Annotated in this window: 14 protein-coding genes and 1 pseudogene; 8 read left to right on the forward strand and 7 right to left on the reverse strand. The window is 70.5% G+C overall.

Going from position 1 to position 12782, the window contains the following annotated elements:
• Nucleotides 1-6: 6 nt before the first annotated feature.
• The gene (locus KGD87_RS20865) at nucleotides 7-1413 is read right to left on the reverse strand and encodes an FAD-binding oxidoreductase (RefSeq protein WP_284662075.1); all 1407 of its coding nucleotides are present in this window, start codon (nucleotides 1411-1413) and stop codon (nucleotides 7-9) included.
• Nucleotides 1414-1585: 172 nt separating this feature from the next.
• Between KGD87_RS20865 and KGD87_RS20870 the strand changes: the two genes are divergently transcribed.
• Entirely contained in the window at nucleotides 1586-1948 is a 363-nt protein-coding gene (locus KGD87_RS20870; RefSeq protein WP_284662076.1) for a hypothetical protein, read from the forward strand.
• Nucleotides 1949-1991: 43 nt separating this feature from the next.
• Nucleotides 1992-3773 carry a hypothetical protein gene (locus KGD87_RS20875; RefSeq protein ID WP_284662077.1) on the forward strand — a complete coding sequence of 594 codons (1782 nt, stop codon included), beginning with the start codon at nucleotides 1992-1994 and terminating at the stop codon, nucleotides 3771-3773.
• Nucleotides 3774-3894: 121 nt separating this feature from the next.
• Here the strand turns inward: KGD87_RS20875 and KGD87_RS20880 are convergent, their stop codons facing one another.
• Nucleotides 3895-4470: an imm11 family protein gene (locus tag KGD87_RS20880; RefSeq protein WP_284662078.1), complete on the reverse strand. Its 576-nt coding sequence runs from the start codon at nucleotides 4468-4470 to the stop codon at nucleotides 3895-3897.
• Between the two features lie 19 nt (nucleotides 4471-4489).
• A pseudogene (locus KGD87_RS20885) lies at nucleotides 4490-4700 on the reverse strand (AHH domain-containing protein); the annotation flags it as partial.
• A gap of 177 nt (nucleotides 4701-4877) precedes the next feature.
• Here KGD87_RS20885 and KGD87_RS20890 point away from each other — a divergent pair.
• The gene (locus KGD87_RS20890) at nucleotides 4878-5336 is read left to right on the forward strand and encodes an STAS/SEC14 domain-containing protein (protein ID WP_284662081.1); all 459 of its coding nucleotides are present in this window, start codon (nucleotides 4878-4880) and stop codon (nucleotides 5334-5336) included.
• 10 nt (nucleotides 5337-5346) lie between these two features.
• Here KGD87_RS20890 and KGD87_RS20895 read toward each other — a convergent pair whose 3' ends face one another.
• The 3 genes from KGD87_RS20895 to KGD87_RS20905 form a co-directional block, all read right to left on the reverse strand.
• Nucleotides 5347-6438 (reverse strand): hypothetical protein, encoded by a 1092-nt coding sequence (locus tag KGD87_RS20895; RefSeq protein ID WP_284662082.1) that lies wholly within the window; start codon nucleotides 6436-6438, stop codon nucleotides 5347-5349.
• A gap of 113 nt (nucleotides 6439-6551) precedes the next feature.
• Nucleotides 6552-7016 carry a hypothetical protein gene (locus KGD87_RS20900; protein ID WP_284662084.1) on the reverse strand — a complete coding sequence of 155 codons (465 nt, stop codon included), beginning with the start codon at nucleotides 7014-7016 and terminating at the stop codon, nucleotides 6552-6554.
• A gap of 1 nt (nucleotide 7017) precedes the next feature.
• Nucleotides 7018-7713 (reverse strand): carboxypeptidase-like regulatory domain-containing protein, encoded by a 696-nt coding sequence (locus tag KGD87_RS20905; RefSeq protein WP_284662086.1) that lies wholly within the window; start codon nucleotides 7711-7713, stop codon nucleotides 7018-7020.
• Nucleotides 7714-7946: 233 nt separating this feature from the next.
• Here KGD87_RS20905 and KGD87_RS20910 point away from each other — a divergent pair, with 233 nt between their 5' ends.
• The 3 genes from KGD87_RS20910 (at nucleotide 7947) to KGD87_RS20920 (ending at nucleotide 10662) form a co-directional block, all read left to right on the forward strand.
• Nucleotides 7947-9326 carry a M28 family metallopeptidase gene (locus KGD87_RS20910; RefSeq protein ID WP_284662087.1) on the forward strand — a complete coding sequence of 460 codons (1380 nt, stop codon included), beginning with the start codon at nucleotides 7947-7949 and terminating at the stop codon, nucleotides 9324-9326.
• A 142-nt stretch (nucleotides 9327-9468) separates the two neighbouring features.
• A complete protein-coding gene (locus KGD87_RS20915) occupies nucleotides 9469-10098 on the forward strand; it encodes a hypothetical protein (protein ID WP_284662089.1) in 630 nt (209 codons plus the stop codon).
• Between the two features lie 18 nt (nucleotides 10099-10116).
• Nucleotides 10117-10662 carry a hypothetical protein gene (locus tag KGD87_RS20920; RefSeq protein WP_284662091.1) on the forward strand — a complete coding sequence of 182 codons (546 nt, stop codon included), beginning with the start codon at nucleotides 10117-10119 and terminating at the stop codon, nucleotides 10660-10662.
• 12 nt (nucleotides 10663-10674) lie between these two features.
• Here the strand turns inward: KGD87_RS20920 and KGD87_RS20925 are convergent, their stop codons facing one another.
• Nucleotides 10675-11223: a sterol desaturase family protein gene (locus KGD87_RS20925; protein ID WP_284662092.1), complete on the reverse strand. Its 549-nt coding sequence runs from the start codon at nucleotides 11221-11223 to the stop codon at nucleotides 10675-10677.
• Nucleotides 11224-11320: 97 nt separating this feature from the next.
• On the opposite strand from KGD87_RS20925, the gene KGD87_RS20930 reads away from it, so the two are divergent.
• Both KGD87_RS20930 and KGD87_RS20935 read left to right on the forward strand, forming a co-directional pair.
• Nucleotides 11321-12049 carry a TetR/AcrR family transcriptional regulator gene (locus KGD87_RS20930; RefSeq protein WP_284662093.1) on the forward strand — a complete coding sequence of 243 codons (729 nt, stop codon included), beginning with the start codon at nucleotides 11321-11323 and terminating at the stop codon, nucleotides 12047-12049.
• Nucleotides 12050-12092: 43 nt separating this feature from the next.
• Nucleotides 12093-12779 carry a lytic transglycosylase domain-containing protein gene (locus KGD87_RS20935; protein ID WP_284662094.1) on the forward strand — a complete coding sequence of 229 codons (687 nt, stop codon included), beginning with the start codon at nucleotides 12093-12095 and terminating at the stop codon, nucleotides 12777-12779.
• Nucleotides 12780-12782: the final 3 nt, after the last annotated feature.

Here is a 12782-nt window from a genome sequence, read left to right on the forward strand (position 1 = left end):
GCGCCCTCAGGCATCCACGACCTTGCCCGGGTTGAGGATGCCTTGCGGGTCCAGCGCCCGCTTGAGGGTGCGCAGCAGGGCCAGCTCCGCCGGCGCGCGTGAGTAGCCCAGGTAGTCCTTCTTCAGCAGGCCGACGCCGTGCTCGGCGGAGATGCTTCCGCCGTGCTTGCGCACCAGCGAGAACATCGTGGGGTCCGCCTGCTTCGCGTGGGCCAGGAACTCCGCCTTGTCCATGGCGTCCGGCTTCATCACGTTGACGTGCAGGTTGCCGTCGCCAATGTGGCCGAAGAGGCAGATTTCCCAGCCCGGGTAACGCGCGCTGAAGAGGGCCTCCAGCTCCGCGCAGAAGGCCTCCAGCCCGGCCACCGGCAGGGAGATGTCGTTCTTGTGCGGCAGGCCGGTGGCGGAGAGGCTCTCACTGATGCCCTCGCGCAGCGCCCACAGCTCCGCCGCCTGCGCCGCGCCCTGGGCCTGGACGCCGTCCGTCACCAGCTCGCGCTCGAACAGCGAGCCCAGCCAGCCCTCCACCGCCGCGGCGTCCTTCGCCTCCGCCTCCAGCAGCACGTAGCACGCGCTGGGCGTCTCGAAGGGCGGGCGCAGCTTGCGGTGGCGGCCCAGGCGCGCCATGCACCTGTCGGTGAAGAACTCGTAGGCGGAGATGCTGAAGGCGCTCTGCCTGCGCGCGTCGCGGAACAGGCGCAGCACGGCCGCCACGTCCGGCACCGCGAAGAGGAACACGTCCTGCGGGCCGGGGAGCGGGGTGAGCTTGAGGGTGGCCTCGGTGATGACGCCCAGGGTGCCCTCGCTGCCGATGAAGAGCTGGCGCAAATCCGTGCCGGTGTTGTTCTTTTCCAGCGCGCCGTTGAGCTCCAGCACCTCCCCCTGCGCCGTGACGACCTGGAGCCCCAGCACCCACTGGCGCGTGAGGCCGTAGCGGATGACCTTCACCCCGCCCGCGTTGGTGGCGATGTTGCCGCCCACCGTGCTGGAGCCCTTGGAGGCGAAGTCCACGGGCCAGGTGAGGCCGTGCTCCGCGCAGTGGTGGTGGACGGCCTCCGTCACCGCGCCCGCCTGCACGCGCACCGTGTTGCCGAGCAGGTCCACCGGCCCCATCCGCGTCATGCGCTGGAGCGACAGGACGAGCTCGCCCCGGGCCGCCACCGCGCCGCCGGCAAGTCCCGTACGTCCGCCGGAGGGCACCACGGCGATGTGGTGCTGGTGGCACAGGGCCAGCAGCCGGGCGACCTCGTCCGTCGTCCGAGGGAGCGCCACCGCGGCGGGGGCCGGCGTGTAGACGCGCGTCCAGTCGCGGCCGTACTCCTGGAGGTCCCCTGGCTCCCGGGTGAGGAAGTCGGCGGGGAAGCCCTCGGTGATGGCCTGGAGGAAGTCGGCGGGGAGCGCGGCGGTGGACATGCCTCTAGGCGTATTGCAGCCTCACGGCGGTGACAAGGTGCAGCACGAGTTGGGTGTCACTCCGGACAGCACGACCCGTTCGCCACCCAAGAAAACGGGGCGGGTGCGTATAAGGCGTGGGCACAGGGCGGAAGTTCCGCCATCTCCCGTGCCCGCTTCGAGGAAAGCCCCCATGTTCCCGTCGTTCTCGCGTCTTGTCCGGACCGCTTCCGTTGTCGCTGCCCTGACCTTGGCCCCTTCCGCGATGGCGGAAGACGCCGAATACGGCACGTCCTACGTCTTCACGACAGTGGATGCAGTCATGGCCTACTCCCTCAGTGGCTTCGAAGTGACGGGAATCCTGGAGGGAGAGGCGACCCCCCGGACCATCAGCTTCTGGTCGGCAGTCGGGAACTACGAATCCCAGCAGGGCTTTGGCGCGCGGTGTGACCGGATGGCGCTGCTCCTGATGACCCGACCGGGGCGCTTCCACCTCACCGTCCGGATTCCTGCGTCCAACTACTCAGCCACCTGCAAGCTGACCCGCCTTCCCTGAACGCCCCACGGACACGCTGACGGAACGGACGGCTTCCATGGGGATGATTGGACGGACATGGCTGGCGTTGACGCTGGCCATGGTGACGTTGGCGGGCTGCGCGGATGGCGACAGCCCGGAGCAGGACTCGGACGGTGATGGTGTCGTCGACGCCCTGGACTGCGCGCCCGGCGATGGCACGCGCTGGCGGTTCCTGGCAGGCCATGTAGACGCGGACCTGGATGGCGTGGGCGCGGGCCCCTCCATCCAGAGCTGCGTGGGCCAGCGGCTCCCCGCGGGACTGAGCCCTCAAGGCGGTGACTGCGCGCCCGCCGATGCGTCCCGCTGGCGCGAGCAGACCGGGCTCTACCCCGATTTGGACGGCGACGGCGCGACCGGAGAGGGCCCGCTGGCGCTGTGCGTGGGCGACACGCTCGTGGGCTACCGCGCGGAGGCCGGCCCGCCGGACTGTGATGACCATGACGCCCGCGTCTCGGAAGCCACCTGGGCATGGCCGGACCCGGATGGCGACGGCGTGGGCAGCGGCGAGCCCGTGTCCCACTGCGCCGGCAGACGGCCGCCTCCAGGCCATGTGGCGGTGGACGGAGACTGCGCGCCCGACGATCTCCTTCGCGCCCATTGGCTCACGTACTCCCACCGGGACGCGGACGGGGACGGCTACACGGTGCCGGAGGAAGGCAGGCTGTGCGGCCTCGACCGGCTGCCCCAGGGCTATTCCCTGAGCGCCAACGGGCTGGACTGCGATGACGCGAACGCCGCGCGCTGGACGGAGCGCACCGTCTACGCGGACGCGGATGGAGACGGCTTCGGCAGCGGCGAGCCTCAGACGCAGTGCATGGGCCGCACGGCCCCACCCGGCTACGCCCTGGACGCGGAGGACTGCGCGCCGGAGGACCCCACGCGGTGGCAGTGGCGCGCGTATGCGCATCGGGACGCGGATGGCGACGGCGACACCGTCCCGGAGCAAGGCGTGGTGTGCAGCGGCACGCAGCTCCCCCAGGGCCACGCCGAATGGCCCACCCGGGACGACTGCGACGACCGCGACGCCAGCCGCATGGTGAGCTGGAGCGTGTTCCCGGACACGGATGGTGACGGCGCTGGCGCGGGCGCCCGGCAGAGCGTCTGCGCGGGCCGCTCGATGCCCCAGGGCTTCTCTGCGGTGGACACGGACTGTGACGCGGTGGATGCCTCGCGCTGGCAGGACCTGGCCTACGCGCATCGGGACGCGGATGGGGACGGCTTCACCCTGCCCGAAGCAGGCACGCTGTGCGCGGGTGCGACGCTTCCAGCCGGCTACGCCACCCTGCCCCGGGGGAGCGACTGCGACGACGCGGACCGGAGCGTCCACACCTCCGTCCAGGCGTGGACGGACGCGGACGGAGACGGCGTGGGCGCAGGGGACGCTGTCGCGCTGTGCACGGATGGCACGGTGCCCGCGCCGTGGTCGGCCCAGGGGACGGACTGCGCGGAGGAAGACGCGGCGCGCTGGCACCAGGTGGCCTACGCGCATGTGGACCGGGACGCGGATGGACACACCCAGCCCGAAGTAGGGGCCGTGTGCACCGGTACGTCACTGCCCCAGCCCTACTTCACCCAGGCCACCGGCAACGACTGCGATGACACGGACGCCGCGCGCTTCCGCTGGGTGGTGCTGTACCCCGACGCGGATGGCGACGGCGTGGGGACCTCGCCCCGCACGATTCCCTGCATCGGCGGACAGACGCCCGCTGGATTCTCTCTCAAGGGCGACGACGTGGACGACTCGGACGCGTCCATCCAGGAGGACCCCGAGGATGACCTGATGGTGGAGCTCATCCTCGACTAGACGCCGGCTGCTGGCAACGCCAGATGCAATTTGAATAACAGGGTGGGTCTGGAGCTGAGCGTCGGCAGCGCTGACGGCGGGCCGAGGGGACGGGCACTCGCGCCTCGGCGGAACGCGCAGTCTAGACTTCCTCGAATTTTGCTCCCGTGACCTGCGCACGCTCCAGGGCTGCCTTGATGTCCTCCGAGACGATGAGGGCCACTGTCCACCCCCAGGTGCGGAAGACCTTGGCGTCGCCCACCTTCGTGCGGTCAATCCGCATATCAACCACGTTTCGGTATTGGCCGAGCTTGTCCGGTCTCTCATCCTCTGGCAGCCAGAACTCCACTTCACTTGATGCATTGTCGTCAATGCACCGGACAACCTTCGTAGCAACGAGGATTTGATATTCGTCTGGGTATCCTTTGAGAGCTACAGGTATCATTTGCACATCATTGGGCGCCAGCTCCGCGAAGATGGCGGCCACCCTGACGTGGACAACGGGAGTCATGCCGACGCCTGCCATGCTGAAATCGCGCCGACACCCAGGCTCACGAATAGAGAGCGTCAGGCGGCCATCACCTCGGAAGGGCCGTCCAGAAGTAAACTCCCTGATGTCTTCCGGCTCCCGGCCCTGTCTGGTCAATGGTTCTCCCAGGTACCAGTTACCGGCCTGTACGTCTCCCTTGAGCCTGAAGTATCGAGAGTGATTCGACATGGTGAACTTCCTCACTGCGTCACTTGCCCTGAGTCAAAAGCCTGTGGATTTCCGTCCCTTGGGTCACGGCATCCTTGGCGAGCCTGCGAAGCTCAACCGTGAGGGCCTTGCGGCAATCTGCCACCTTCCGGCAGCTCCCCAACGCTTCGAGCAGCCGCTCCTGGACGCGTTCATGATACCGCTGCGGATGCGGCCCCTTGTGGCCGACGACTTCTACGATTCGACTCGTCGTGCAACCGGTGGTGTCCGCGAGCAAGCGCAGCGTCCCCACCCGGTAGCCAAACGCCGCACCTCCAGCGCCTCACCTCTGGAGCCGGATTAACTAGTATTTCAATAAATACGGGTTGCGCATGGCACCAGGGGGAGGAACACTCCGGCATGTCCGCCCCCCACGGAGAGACGCGTCGATGACAGCTCCCGTCCAGCTCGACGCGCCCGACATCCAGGACGTGGTGCGGAGCCGGACGTTGGGGCTGGCCACTGTCGGCACGGTGCTGGTGGTGGCGCACAACGCGCAGCCACCGGCCCCCGACGACTGGGCGCGCTACTGCGAGCTCATCGCCCGTCACCGGGACACGGCCACCGCGCAGCTCGTCCTGGCCGAAGGGCCCGGGCCCAGCGCCACCCAGCGGCAACAGGCGCTCAACCAGGTGCCCAAGGACTACGTCATTCCGCCCACGGCGGTGTTCACCGAGTCCTCGCTGGTCCGCGGCGTCGTGACGCTCTTCAACTGGTTCAGTCCCCGGGCCATGCGCGCCTTCGTCCCGGGGGACCTCCCGGGCGCCGCGCGGCACCTGGGCTTGAGCGAAGCGCAGGTGCGGCGGCTGGTGGACATTGGCGAGGCGGTGCGGCCGGCGCCGCGGTGACACGCACCGGCTACGGCCGGGTGCCCTGCTGGATGCGCAGCTCCCGGATGCCCTTGAGGATGCGGGGCGCCGTCAGCAGCATGTTCTGGTTGAGGAGCTCGCCCTCCACGGAGACGCAGCTCCCCGACACACAGGCTGTGTACGCGGGGCACGGTGACTCACACTGGAAGGACTCTGGCGACACCTGGCAGGTCTCCGAGCAGTAGCCGGAGAGGCAGGCCTCGTGCCGCATGCACGGCTGTCCATCCGGGAGCTGGCACAGCTTCGTCGCGCCACACTGCGTGGGCGACTGACATTCGGCGTTGCTGTCACAGCGTCCGTCATCGCGGTTGCACTTGCGCTCCGGGGTGCAGAAGAAGCTGGCGCAGTCGCGGTCATTCTCACAGGCCTCTTCCGGCTCGAGGAGACAGACGGACGAGCCCAGCACGTCGGCGCACGTCAGCGCGCCCGGGCAGTCCTCCGGAGAGGCGCAGTCCTTCCCCAGCGGCACCGTGCAGCCCACGCCGGGCTCACAGAAGCCGGTGATGCACTGGGAGCCCGCCTCGCAGGGCTGGCCTCGCGAGGCCAGGCACACGCCCCCGTCGCGCTGCTTCGCGCACGTCAGCCCCTTGCCACAATGCCCATCCGGACAGGGCGCCCCAGGGCCGGGCTGCCGCGCCCTGTCCGCGGCGAGCAGGGAGGCCAGCGTCCCGAGCAGGATGAACGTCCCCACCGCCACGACGGCCCAGTTCATGGGGAACGCCCTTTGGGCGGGCGGCGAGGAGACCACCTCGACGGTGACGGCGGGCCCCTGCGCGAACCGCGCGTCGGGAGCGTCGCGGTCCTCCACGCGCAGGTGGAAGGTGAAGTGGCCCGGTGGCGTCCCCGCTGGCACGCGGACCCGGACGACGACGCGCTGCGCGCCCGTCGGAGGAAAGTCGCGCTGGGGATCGCCTTCAAGGACGAGCCACTCGCGCCGGGCGCCTGCCTCAGGCACCACCGAGAGGCGCGCGCGCACGGGGGCACGCGAGGCGTTGATGACGTGGAGGACGGCCTCCCCCGCCCCCTTCGGGGACAGACGAAGGGTGTCCGTGACTGCGGAGACATCGAAGACGCGAGACATCGACCTGCTCTCTTGGAGGACCGTGCGGCATTGAGCGCGTCAGGCCAGCGCTCCCGCCTCAAGCCCGGCGGCCCCCCCGTCGCCCGGCCTGCCGCGAAAGGCTGTCCGTTCCATCATCCGCCTCGACGTCGCGTTCCTTCGCTGGCCACGGGAGGAGGCGCGCCGCGCTCCCAGGCCTCCGACGTGGCCGCCCAGAGGCCCCGAGCCGCCGGGCCCAGCGCATGGGCCGCGAACATCCCTGGCCCCACGCCCCACGCCTCAGTGCCCTCCGGCCCCGCGCCACACGCGTCGAGCGCGGCGGGGACAATGGACACCTGCCCTGAGTCCCACGCGTCGAGCACGGCGGAGACCGTCTCCTCCAGCCCCGCGCCCCACGCTTCGGAGACTCCGGGGATGGACGCCACGGGGCCCACGCGCCACGCATCAGGCGCACCGGAGGCGGACGCCTTCAGCCTCGCGCTCCACGCATCAGGGGAGGACGCCTCGGGCGCCATGCCCCATTCATCAATCCAGGACGTCTCCAGCGACCCGTGAGCAGGGTTCGGCGCGGTGACAGGTGACGGGTGGCGTTGCGGCATGTCACTCCTCCTTCAGCGGCAGGCGGATGAGCAGCGGCTGGGGCTCCGCCGCGAGCACCTCCGGGCCCAGTTCGAGCAGCTCACCCTTGGCGCGCACCTCCAGCCGCCCCAGCGTGGCCACGGGGGGGACGCTGGGAAAACGGAAGCAGCCCTTGGCATCCGTGCGCGTGGTGAGCTTCAGCGTGGGCAGCTCGACGAGCGCGCCCGGAATCGGCACGTCGCCCGGCCCGACGACACAGCCCAGCAGCGCCTCCGCGGGCGTCGGCGTGGCCAGGGGCGTGGCGGGGAAGAGCACCCGGTGGACGACGGGCATCGCGCGCTCCCGCCGCACCGGGACACGCAGGCGGAAGCAGGGACGCGGCGCGGTCCTCAGCCCGGCCCACACCGTGGTGGGCACCGGCGTGAGCTCCACCTCGAAGTCCGCCTCCTCCATGGCCGCGAAGACGAGCTCACCCAGCAGCCGGTGCGCCCGCTCCGGGGACTCCGCCCCGGCGGTAATGAGGTAGCAGACCGAAATCTGCAGCGGCACGCGCCCCCCGCCCCCACTCCGGAGCGGAGGCGCGGGCCCCAGCTCCAGCAGGTACAGGCAGACGCCTCGCTCGAGCGACTCGCGGTCCGGCACGCCCAGGAACACCTGGACATCGCCGGCGATGCGGCCCACCCACGCCTTCAAACGTTGATCGACTTCGTCGATCATCCGGACCCCCCGTCCTGGGCCGGTCGACTCGGGCCACTCGCAGCCCGGTGCTTTCCGGACTTGCAACGTGTCACCGGCTTCCAGGTGCTGGAATTGACCGGCGGGGCGGAGCGACGTCCGGCCTTCAACAACCCCCGGCAATGACAGGGGAAAAGAAGGCGCACAACTCCCGGACGGCTGAGACGGATAATTCCAGGACGCGCCACCCCCACGCGCACCGGGATTCCTCCACCATGGCCACGAAAGTCAGCGACAGCCCGCGTCCTCTCCCCTCCCTTGCGCCGCGCGCCACCGTGGCGAAGGACGCCCGGGCCTCCGAAGCCCCGGCGAAGCCCACCAGCGCGCCTCCCGGATGGAACGCGGACCGCTTCGAGTCGTCGGCCCGCGCGCCCCGGCCGCTCGTGTGCACCGTGCCCACACCGCCGCCCACCGCGCCGGTGGAGCCCGCGCCGGAGCCGGAGGTGGACAGCGTCGCGGTGGACTCGGACCCGATGACGCACATCGCGTACCTGTCCTCGGACGCGCTCCAGGGCCGCGACAGCCCGTCGGCCGGGCTGGACGCCGCGTCGCTGTACGTGCAGCAGCATGTGCAGAAGTACGGCCTCGTCGGCCCCAACACGAGCAACCCGGACAACACCTTCGAGCAGCGCTTCGACGTGTACTCGTTCGCGGGCCGGCCCGGGGTGCGCGGCGAGTCGGGCGAGCACGTCCACACGCCGAACACCTACGGACACGAGCTGTTCGAGGGCGGCTTCTACCTGGACGACAACATGCCCAAGGAGACGCTCGCGCTGCTCAACCAGAAGTACGAGAAGGCGATGGACGCGCGCGGCCTGCCCCTGACGCCGCCGCGCGAGGGCGCGCAGCGCGGCGTGGAGGAATTGCGCCAGCTGGCCTCCGCGTCCGGGCAGGCGGTGAACACCATGGCGCTGCTGGAGGGCTCGGGGCCGAACAAGGACGAGGTCATCGTGGTGATGGCGCACCTGGACCACGACGGCGTGGACCGGCGCGGCAACGTCCTCAACGGCGCGGACGACAACGCCTCCGGCAGCGCGGTGCTGATGGCGGCGGTGCCGGAGCTGGCGGAGGCGGCGAAGCGCGGCGAGTTGGACCGCTCCGTGCTCTTCCTGTGGACGGGCGCCGAGGAGAAAGGCCTGGTGGGCTCGCAGTACTTCGTGGACCACCCGATTCCGGGGCTCGGCATGGAGGAGATTGCCGGCGTCATCAACGTGGACATGGTGGGCCGCTGGGATGACCAGCGCCTGTCCGTGGTGGACACCAACTCCCGGGGCCAGCCCAACTACTTCCGGGAGGTGCTGGCGCAGGCGAACGCGAAGCTCGACGACCCGTTCGACCGCATCAACCAGGACATCAACGTGTTCCGCGACCGGCAGGACGGCGCGTCCTTCGGGCGCAAGGGCGAGGACGTCCTCTTCATGTTCGAAGGCCTGTCCAACCCCAACGGCGGCGGAGACCTCATCCCCGAGTACCACCGGGCCGACGACGACATCGACCTCATCCTCCGCGACAACGGCGGCGAGAAGCCGCGCCGCATCAAGGAGTTGATGGTCAACGTCATCGGGCTCGCCGCCAATCGGACGACAGAGCCCTGAATTACCGGCGGCCCTGGGCCGCCAATGTCGGATACCAGCGCGGAAGCGGCAGTCTCCCGCCGTCATTTTCCCTGACGCCGCTTCTTTTTCCGCCCGGTCGCGCGAATGATGGCCACCGGGCCGGAACACCCTGGAACACGACATGACGATGGCGACATCCTCGACGAGACGACGAAGGACCTTCCTCCTGGGGCGGCACGGCGCGGCGCTCGCGTGCGCCCTGGGCCTGGGGGCCGCGACACCGGCCCTGGCGCAGGAGGGGTCGGACACCCCCCACCGCTTCGGCCTCATGCTGGACGCGGGCGCGCCGCACGGCGTGGGCCTGTCCGCGGTGCTGCGGCCGCTGCCGTGGCTGCGTTTGCAAGCGGGCCCCACCACCAACACGCTCAGCTTCGGCTTGCGCGGCGGCTTGAGCATCCTGCCGATGCAGACCTTCCTGGCGCCGTCCTTCAACGTGGAGGCGGGGCACTACTTCGGCTCGGACTACAACGAGGTGGTGGACTGGCTGGGCGCGACACCGAGCCGGGCCAGCGCGGCCGTTCGCGACGTGACGTACAACTACGTCACCGGCAGCGTGGGCCTGGAGGTGGGCGCGGCCAGCCGCTTCAACTTCTTCCTGCACCTGGGCCTCAGCTACGTGGACATGGGCGTGGACGACGCGAGCGCCCTGCTCCAGGACGCCACGGATGACCCGGACGTCACGGCGAGGAACCTGTCCGTGCGCGCCACCATGCCCTCCGTGAAGCTGGGCTTCATCCTCTACCTCTTCTGAGCCAGGAGCTTCCAAACCATGCGAACGACTTCCTTCCGCATCCTGTTGCTCTCCAGCCTGGCGCTGCTCACCACCGGCTGCGACTCCCTCTTCTTCATCGAGGCCGAGGCCGAGGAGATCTGCAAGACGGAGCGCGACCTGTCCTTCCCCGCGGCGCTGCCGCTCACCGTCAACGTGGAGCGCAGCTTCACCTTCCCGCTGGGCGACTTCGCCGACCCGCTGCCCGAGGAGACGGACGTGGAGACGGAGCTTCGGCTGCGCCTCTTCGAGGTGACGGCCGACACGGACCTGAGCGGCGTGGAGCGCGCCAGCGTCTCCGTGCGCCAGCCGGGCTCCAACGACACCCACGTCATCGGTGAGTACACGCGCACCAGCACCGCGCCCACGCGCACGATTCAGCTCACCAGCACCGGCACGGTGGACCTCCTGGACCTGGCCCGGGAGCCCGAGCTCGAGTTCATCTTCGACGCCCGGGGCACGCTGCCCTCCGAGGACTGGTCCGCCGCGGTGCGCGCCTGCGCGGGCGTGAAGGCGCACGCCAACTACTTCGACCTGGTGTTCTGAGGCCGCCCGCCGCTAACGGAGCCCGGAAGCCGCTGGCGCGCGCTTCCGGGCCTCCACGGGCGCCGGCGGTTCGGCGGGCTGTTGGGACGCGGGCGGCTGCACGTTGAGGCACTCGCGCCGCGTGCCCAGGACCAGGTCGAAGAAGGGGTGCGTCACGCACCAGTTCGCGTTCTGGTCCTTGCCCATGTGGTGGTCGTAGTGCCACGGCAGGTGCTCACGCGCCCACGTCGGGTCCAGGTGCGCGCGCCGGTGGACGAAGTAGTAGTTCGCCGCGCAGGCCCACACCGTCCCCACGAAGAAGGGCGCCACCGGCAACAGCGGCGCGTGGGCCAGCGCCAGCACCGCCAGCCCCATCAGCTCCTTGCTCTGCGCCGACCAGCTCCACAGCGAGCGCATGTACTGGTCATCCACCATCTCGTGGCGCCGCGACTTCTGGTGGTGCTCATGCCAGTGGAAGCTCCAGAAGCTCTTCCGGTTCTTCCCCAGGCCGTGCAGGACCGACCTGTGAAGGACCCATTCACCGAAATTGGAGTAAACCCAGCCCAGGGGGATGCCGATCATGATCGCCTCCGGCGAAGCGCGTGGCCGACGCTTCGCTGCCCATAATGACTATCTGGTCACTCTTTTTCTACCGCGCAACGGACGGGAGCGCACGGCAATGGCGAGCCGGGATGGCACGCGGGCGGATGACGCCCAGGAGACGGACAAGCCGCCCGCCCGGCCTGGAGGCCGCCGCGAGGCCCACCGGCGGGAGCGGGCGCAGGCGCTGGAGGCCGCCGCGCTGAAGCTGTTCCTGGAGCGGGGCCTGGAGGGCGTCACCATTGACGACATCACCCAGGCGACCGGGGTGGCCAAGGGGACGTTCTACCGGTACTTCGACGACAAGGCGGCGCTGGTGGACGGCCTGCTGGAGCCGGTGCGCCGCGAGCTGCTGGCCGGGCTGGAGACGTGTGGCCACGCCCTGGCGGAGGCGCGCAACGTGGAGGCCATGTTCGACGCGTACCGCGCGGTGGCGGCGGTGATTGCCGGCGCGCTCCTCCAGTACCCGGGCGTGGTGCGGCTGTACCTCCAGGAGTCCCGGGGGCCTGCCGTGGGGGCGCGGACGAAGGTGGCGGAGCTGGCGCGGCTGGTGGCGCGTCACGCAGTGGACATCACGCAGAAGGCGCACACCAGCGGGCTGCTGCGCCCCATCCGTCCGGCGGTGAGCGGGCTGGCGGTGGTGGGCGCCGTGGAGCGGCTGCTGCTGGCGGTGCTGAGCGAGGAGGACATCGGCAACCCGCTGGAGCTGCCGGACGCGCTCACCACGCTGGTGCTGGACGGGCTGCGCCTGCCCCCGGGGGCCCGTCCCGGGCGCCGGAAGCTGGACGGGGGCCCCAAGCGCCCCTAAGGGTGGAGGGGTGGGACGCAAGCGGGCGGCACGGCGTGCGGGGATGACGGTGCCCGGTTGGGCGTGGTGGCTGCCGTGCGCGCTGGCCCCGGTGGTGCTGCTCAACGTCGCGGTGGCCTGGCTGGGCGGCAGCTTCGTGTCGCCGCTGTCCTTCTCCTTCCTGGAGGCCAAGGCGGGCGCGCTGCGCGCGTACCTGGAGCACCGGCCCTCGTGCCTGGTGGAGGGACACGCGCCGCTGGAGCCCGTCATCGACGCGGCGGAGCGCAAGCACCGCCTCCCGGTGGGGCTGCTGCGCGCGCTGGTGCAGGTGGAGTCGGAGACGCGCGTGCACCGCATCTCCCCGGCGGGCGCCATGGGGCCCGGACAGTTGATGCCCGGCACCGCCGCCATGCTGGGCGTGAAGGACCCGTTCGACCCGGCGCCGGCGATTGACGGCAGCGCGCGCTATCTGGCGCAGCAGCTGCGGCGCTTCGGTGACGTGCGGCTCGCGGTGGCCGCGTACAACGCGGGCCCAGGCGCGGTGAATGGCCGCGTGCCGCGCAATGGGGAGACGGAGTTCTACGTGCCCAAGGTGCTCGCGGCGTGGGCGCTGACGCGCCCGCCCCCGCCCCGGAAGGTGAAGCCCGTGGCCAGGCCGAAGCCCACGGCTCCGGCGCGCACGAAGGCCCCGGCCTCCGCGGCGAAGGAGCCGAAGAAGTCCGCGGCGCCCGTGGCGAACGGGCGGAGCTGAGCC

This window comes from Myxococcus sp. SDU36, assembly GCF_030168875.1.
Classification (GTDB): Bacteria; Myxococcota; Myxococcia; order Myxococcales; family Myxococcaceae; genus Myxococcus; species Myxococcus vastator.

Excerpts from the sequence above, each read along its gene's own strand:
- KGD87_RS20870 (WP_284662076.1), top strand. The coding sequence starts at position 1,586 with ATGTTCCCGTCGTTCTCGCGTCTTGTCCGGACCGCTTCCGTTGTCGCT.
- KGD87_RS20930 (WP_284662093.1), top strand. The coding sequence starts at position 11,321 with ATGGCGAGCCGGGATGGCACGCGGGCGGATGACGCCCAGGAGACGGAC.
- KGD87_RS20890 (WP_284662081.1), top strand. The coding sequence starts at position 4,878 with ATGACAGCTCCCGTCCAGCTCGACGCGCCCGACATCCAGGACGTGGTG.
- KGD87_RS20935 (WP_284662094.1), top strand. The coding sequence starts at position 12,093 with ATGACGGTGCCCGGTTGGGCGTGGTGGCTGCCGTGCGCGCTGGCCCCG.
- KGD87_RS20920 (WP_284662091.1), top strand. The coding sequence starts at position 10,117 with ATGCGAACGACTTCCTTCCGCATCCTGTTGCTCTCCAGCCTGGCGCTG.
- KGD87_RS20880 (WP_284662078.1), bottom strand. The coding sequence starts at position 4,470 with ATGTCGAATCACTCTCGATACTTCAGGCTCAAGGGAGACGTACAGGCC.
- KGD87_RS20875 (WP_284662077.1), top strand. The coding sequence starts at position 1,992 with ATGATTGGACGGACATGGCTGGCGTTGACGCTGGCCATGGTGACGTTG.
- KGD87_RS20925 (WP_284662092.1), bottom strand. The coding sequence starts at position 11,223 with ATGATCGGCATCCCCCTGGGCTGGGTTTACTCCAATTTCGGTGAATGG.
- KGD87_RS20910 (WP_284662087.1), top strand. The coding sequence starts at position 7,947 with ATGGCCACGAAAGTCAGCGACAGCCCGCGTCCTCTCCCCTCCCTTGCG.
- KGD87_RS20895 (WP_284662082.1), bottom strand. The coding sequence starts at position 6,438 with ATGTCTCGCGTCTTCGATGTCTCCGCAGTCACGGACACCCTTCGTCTG.
- KGD87_RS20905 (WP_284662086.1), bottom strand. The coding sequence starts at position 7,713 with ATGATCGACGAAGTCGATCAACGTTTGAAGGCGTGGGTGGGCCGCATC.
- KGD87_RS20915 (WP_284662089.1), top strand. The coding sequence starts at position 9,469 with ATGACGATGGCGACATCCTCGACGAGACGACGAAGGACCTTCCTCCTG.
- KGD87_RS20865 (WP_284662075.1), bottom strand. The coding sequence starts at position 1,413 with ATGTCCACCGCCGCGCTCCCCGCCGACTTCCTCCAGGCCATCACCGAG.
- KGD87_RS20900 (WP_284662084.1), bottom strand. The coding sequence starts at position 7,016 with ATGCCGCAACGCCACCCGTCACCTGTCACCGCGCCGAACCCTGCTCAC.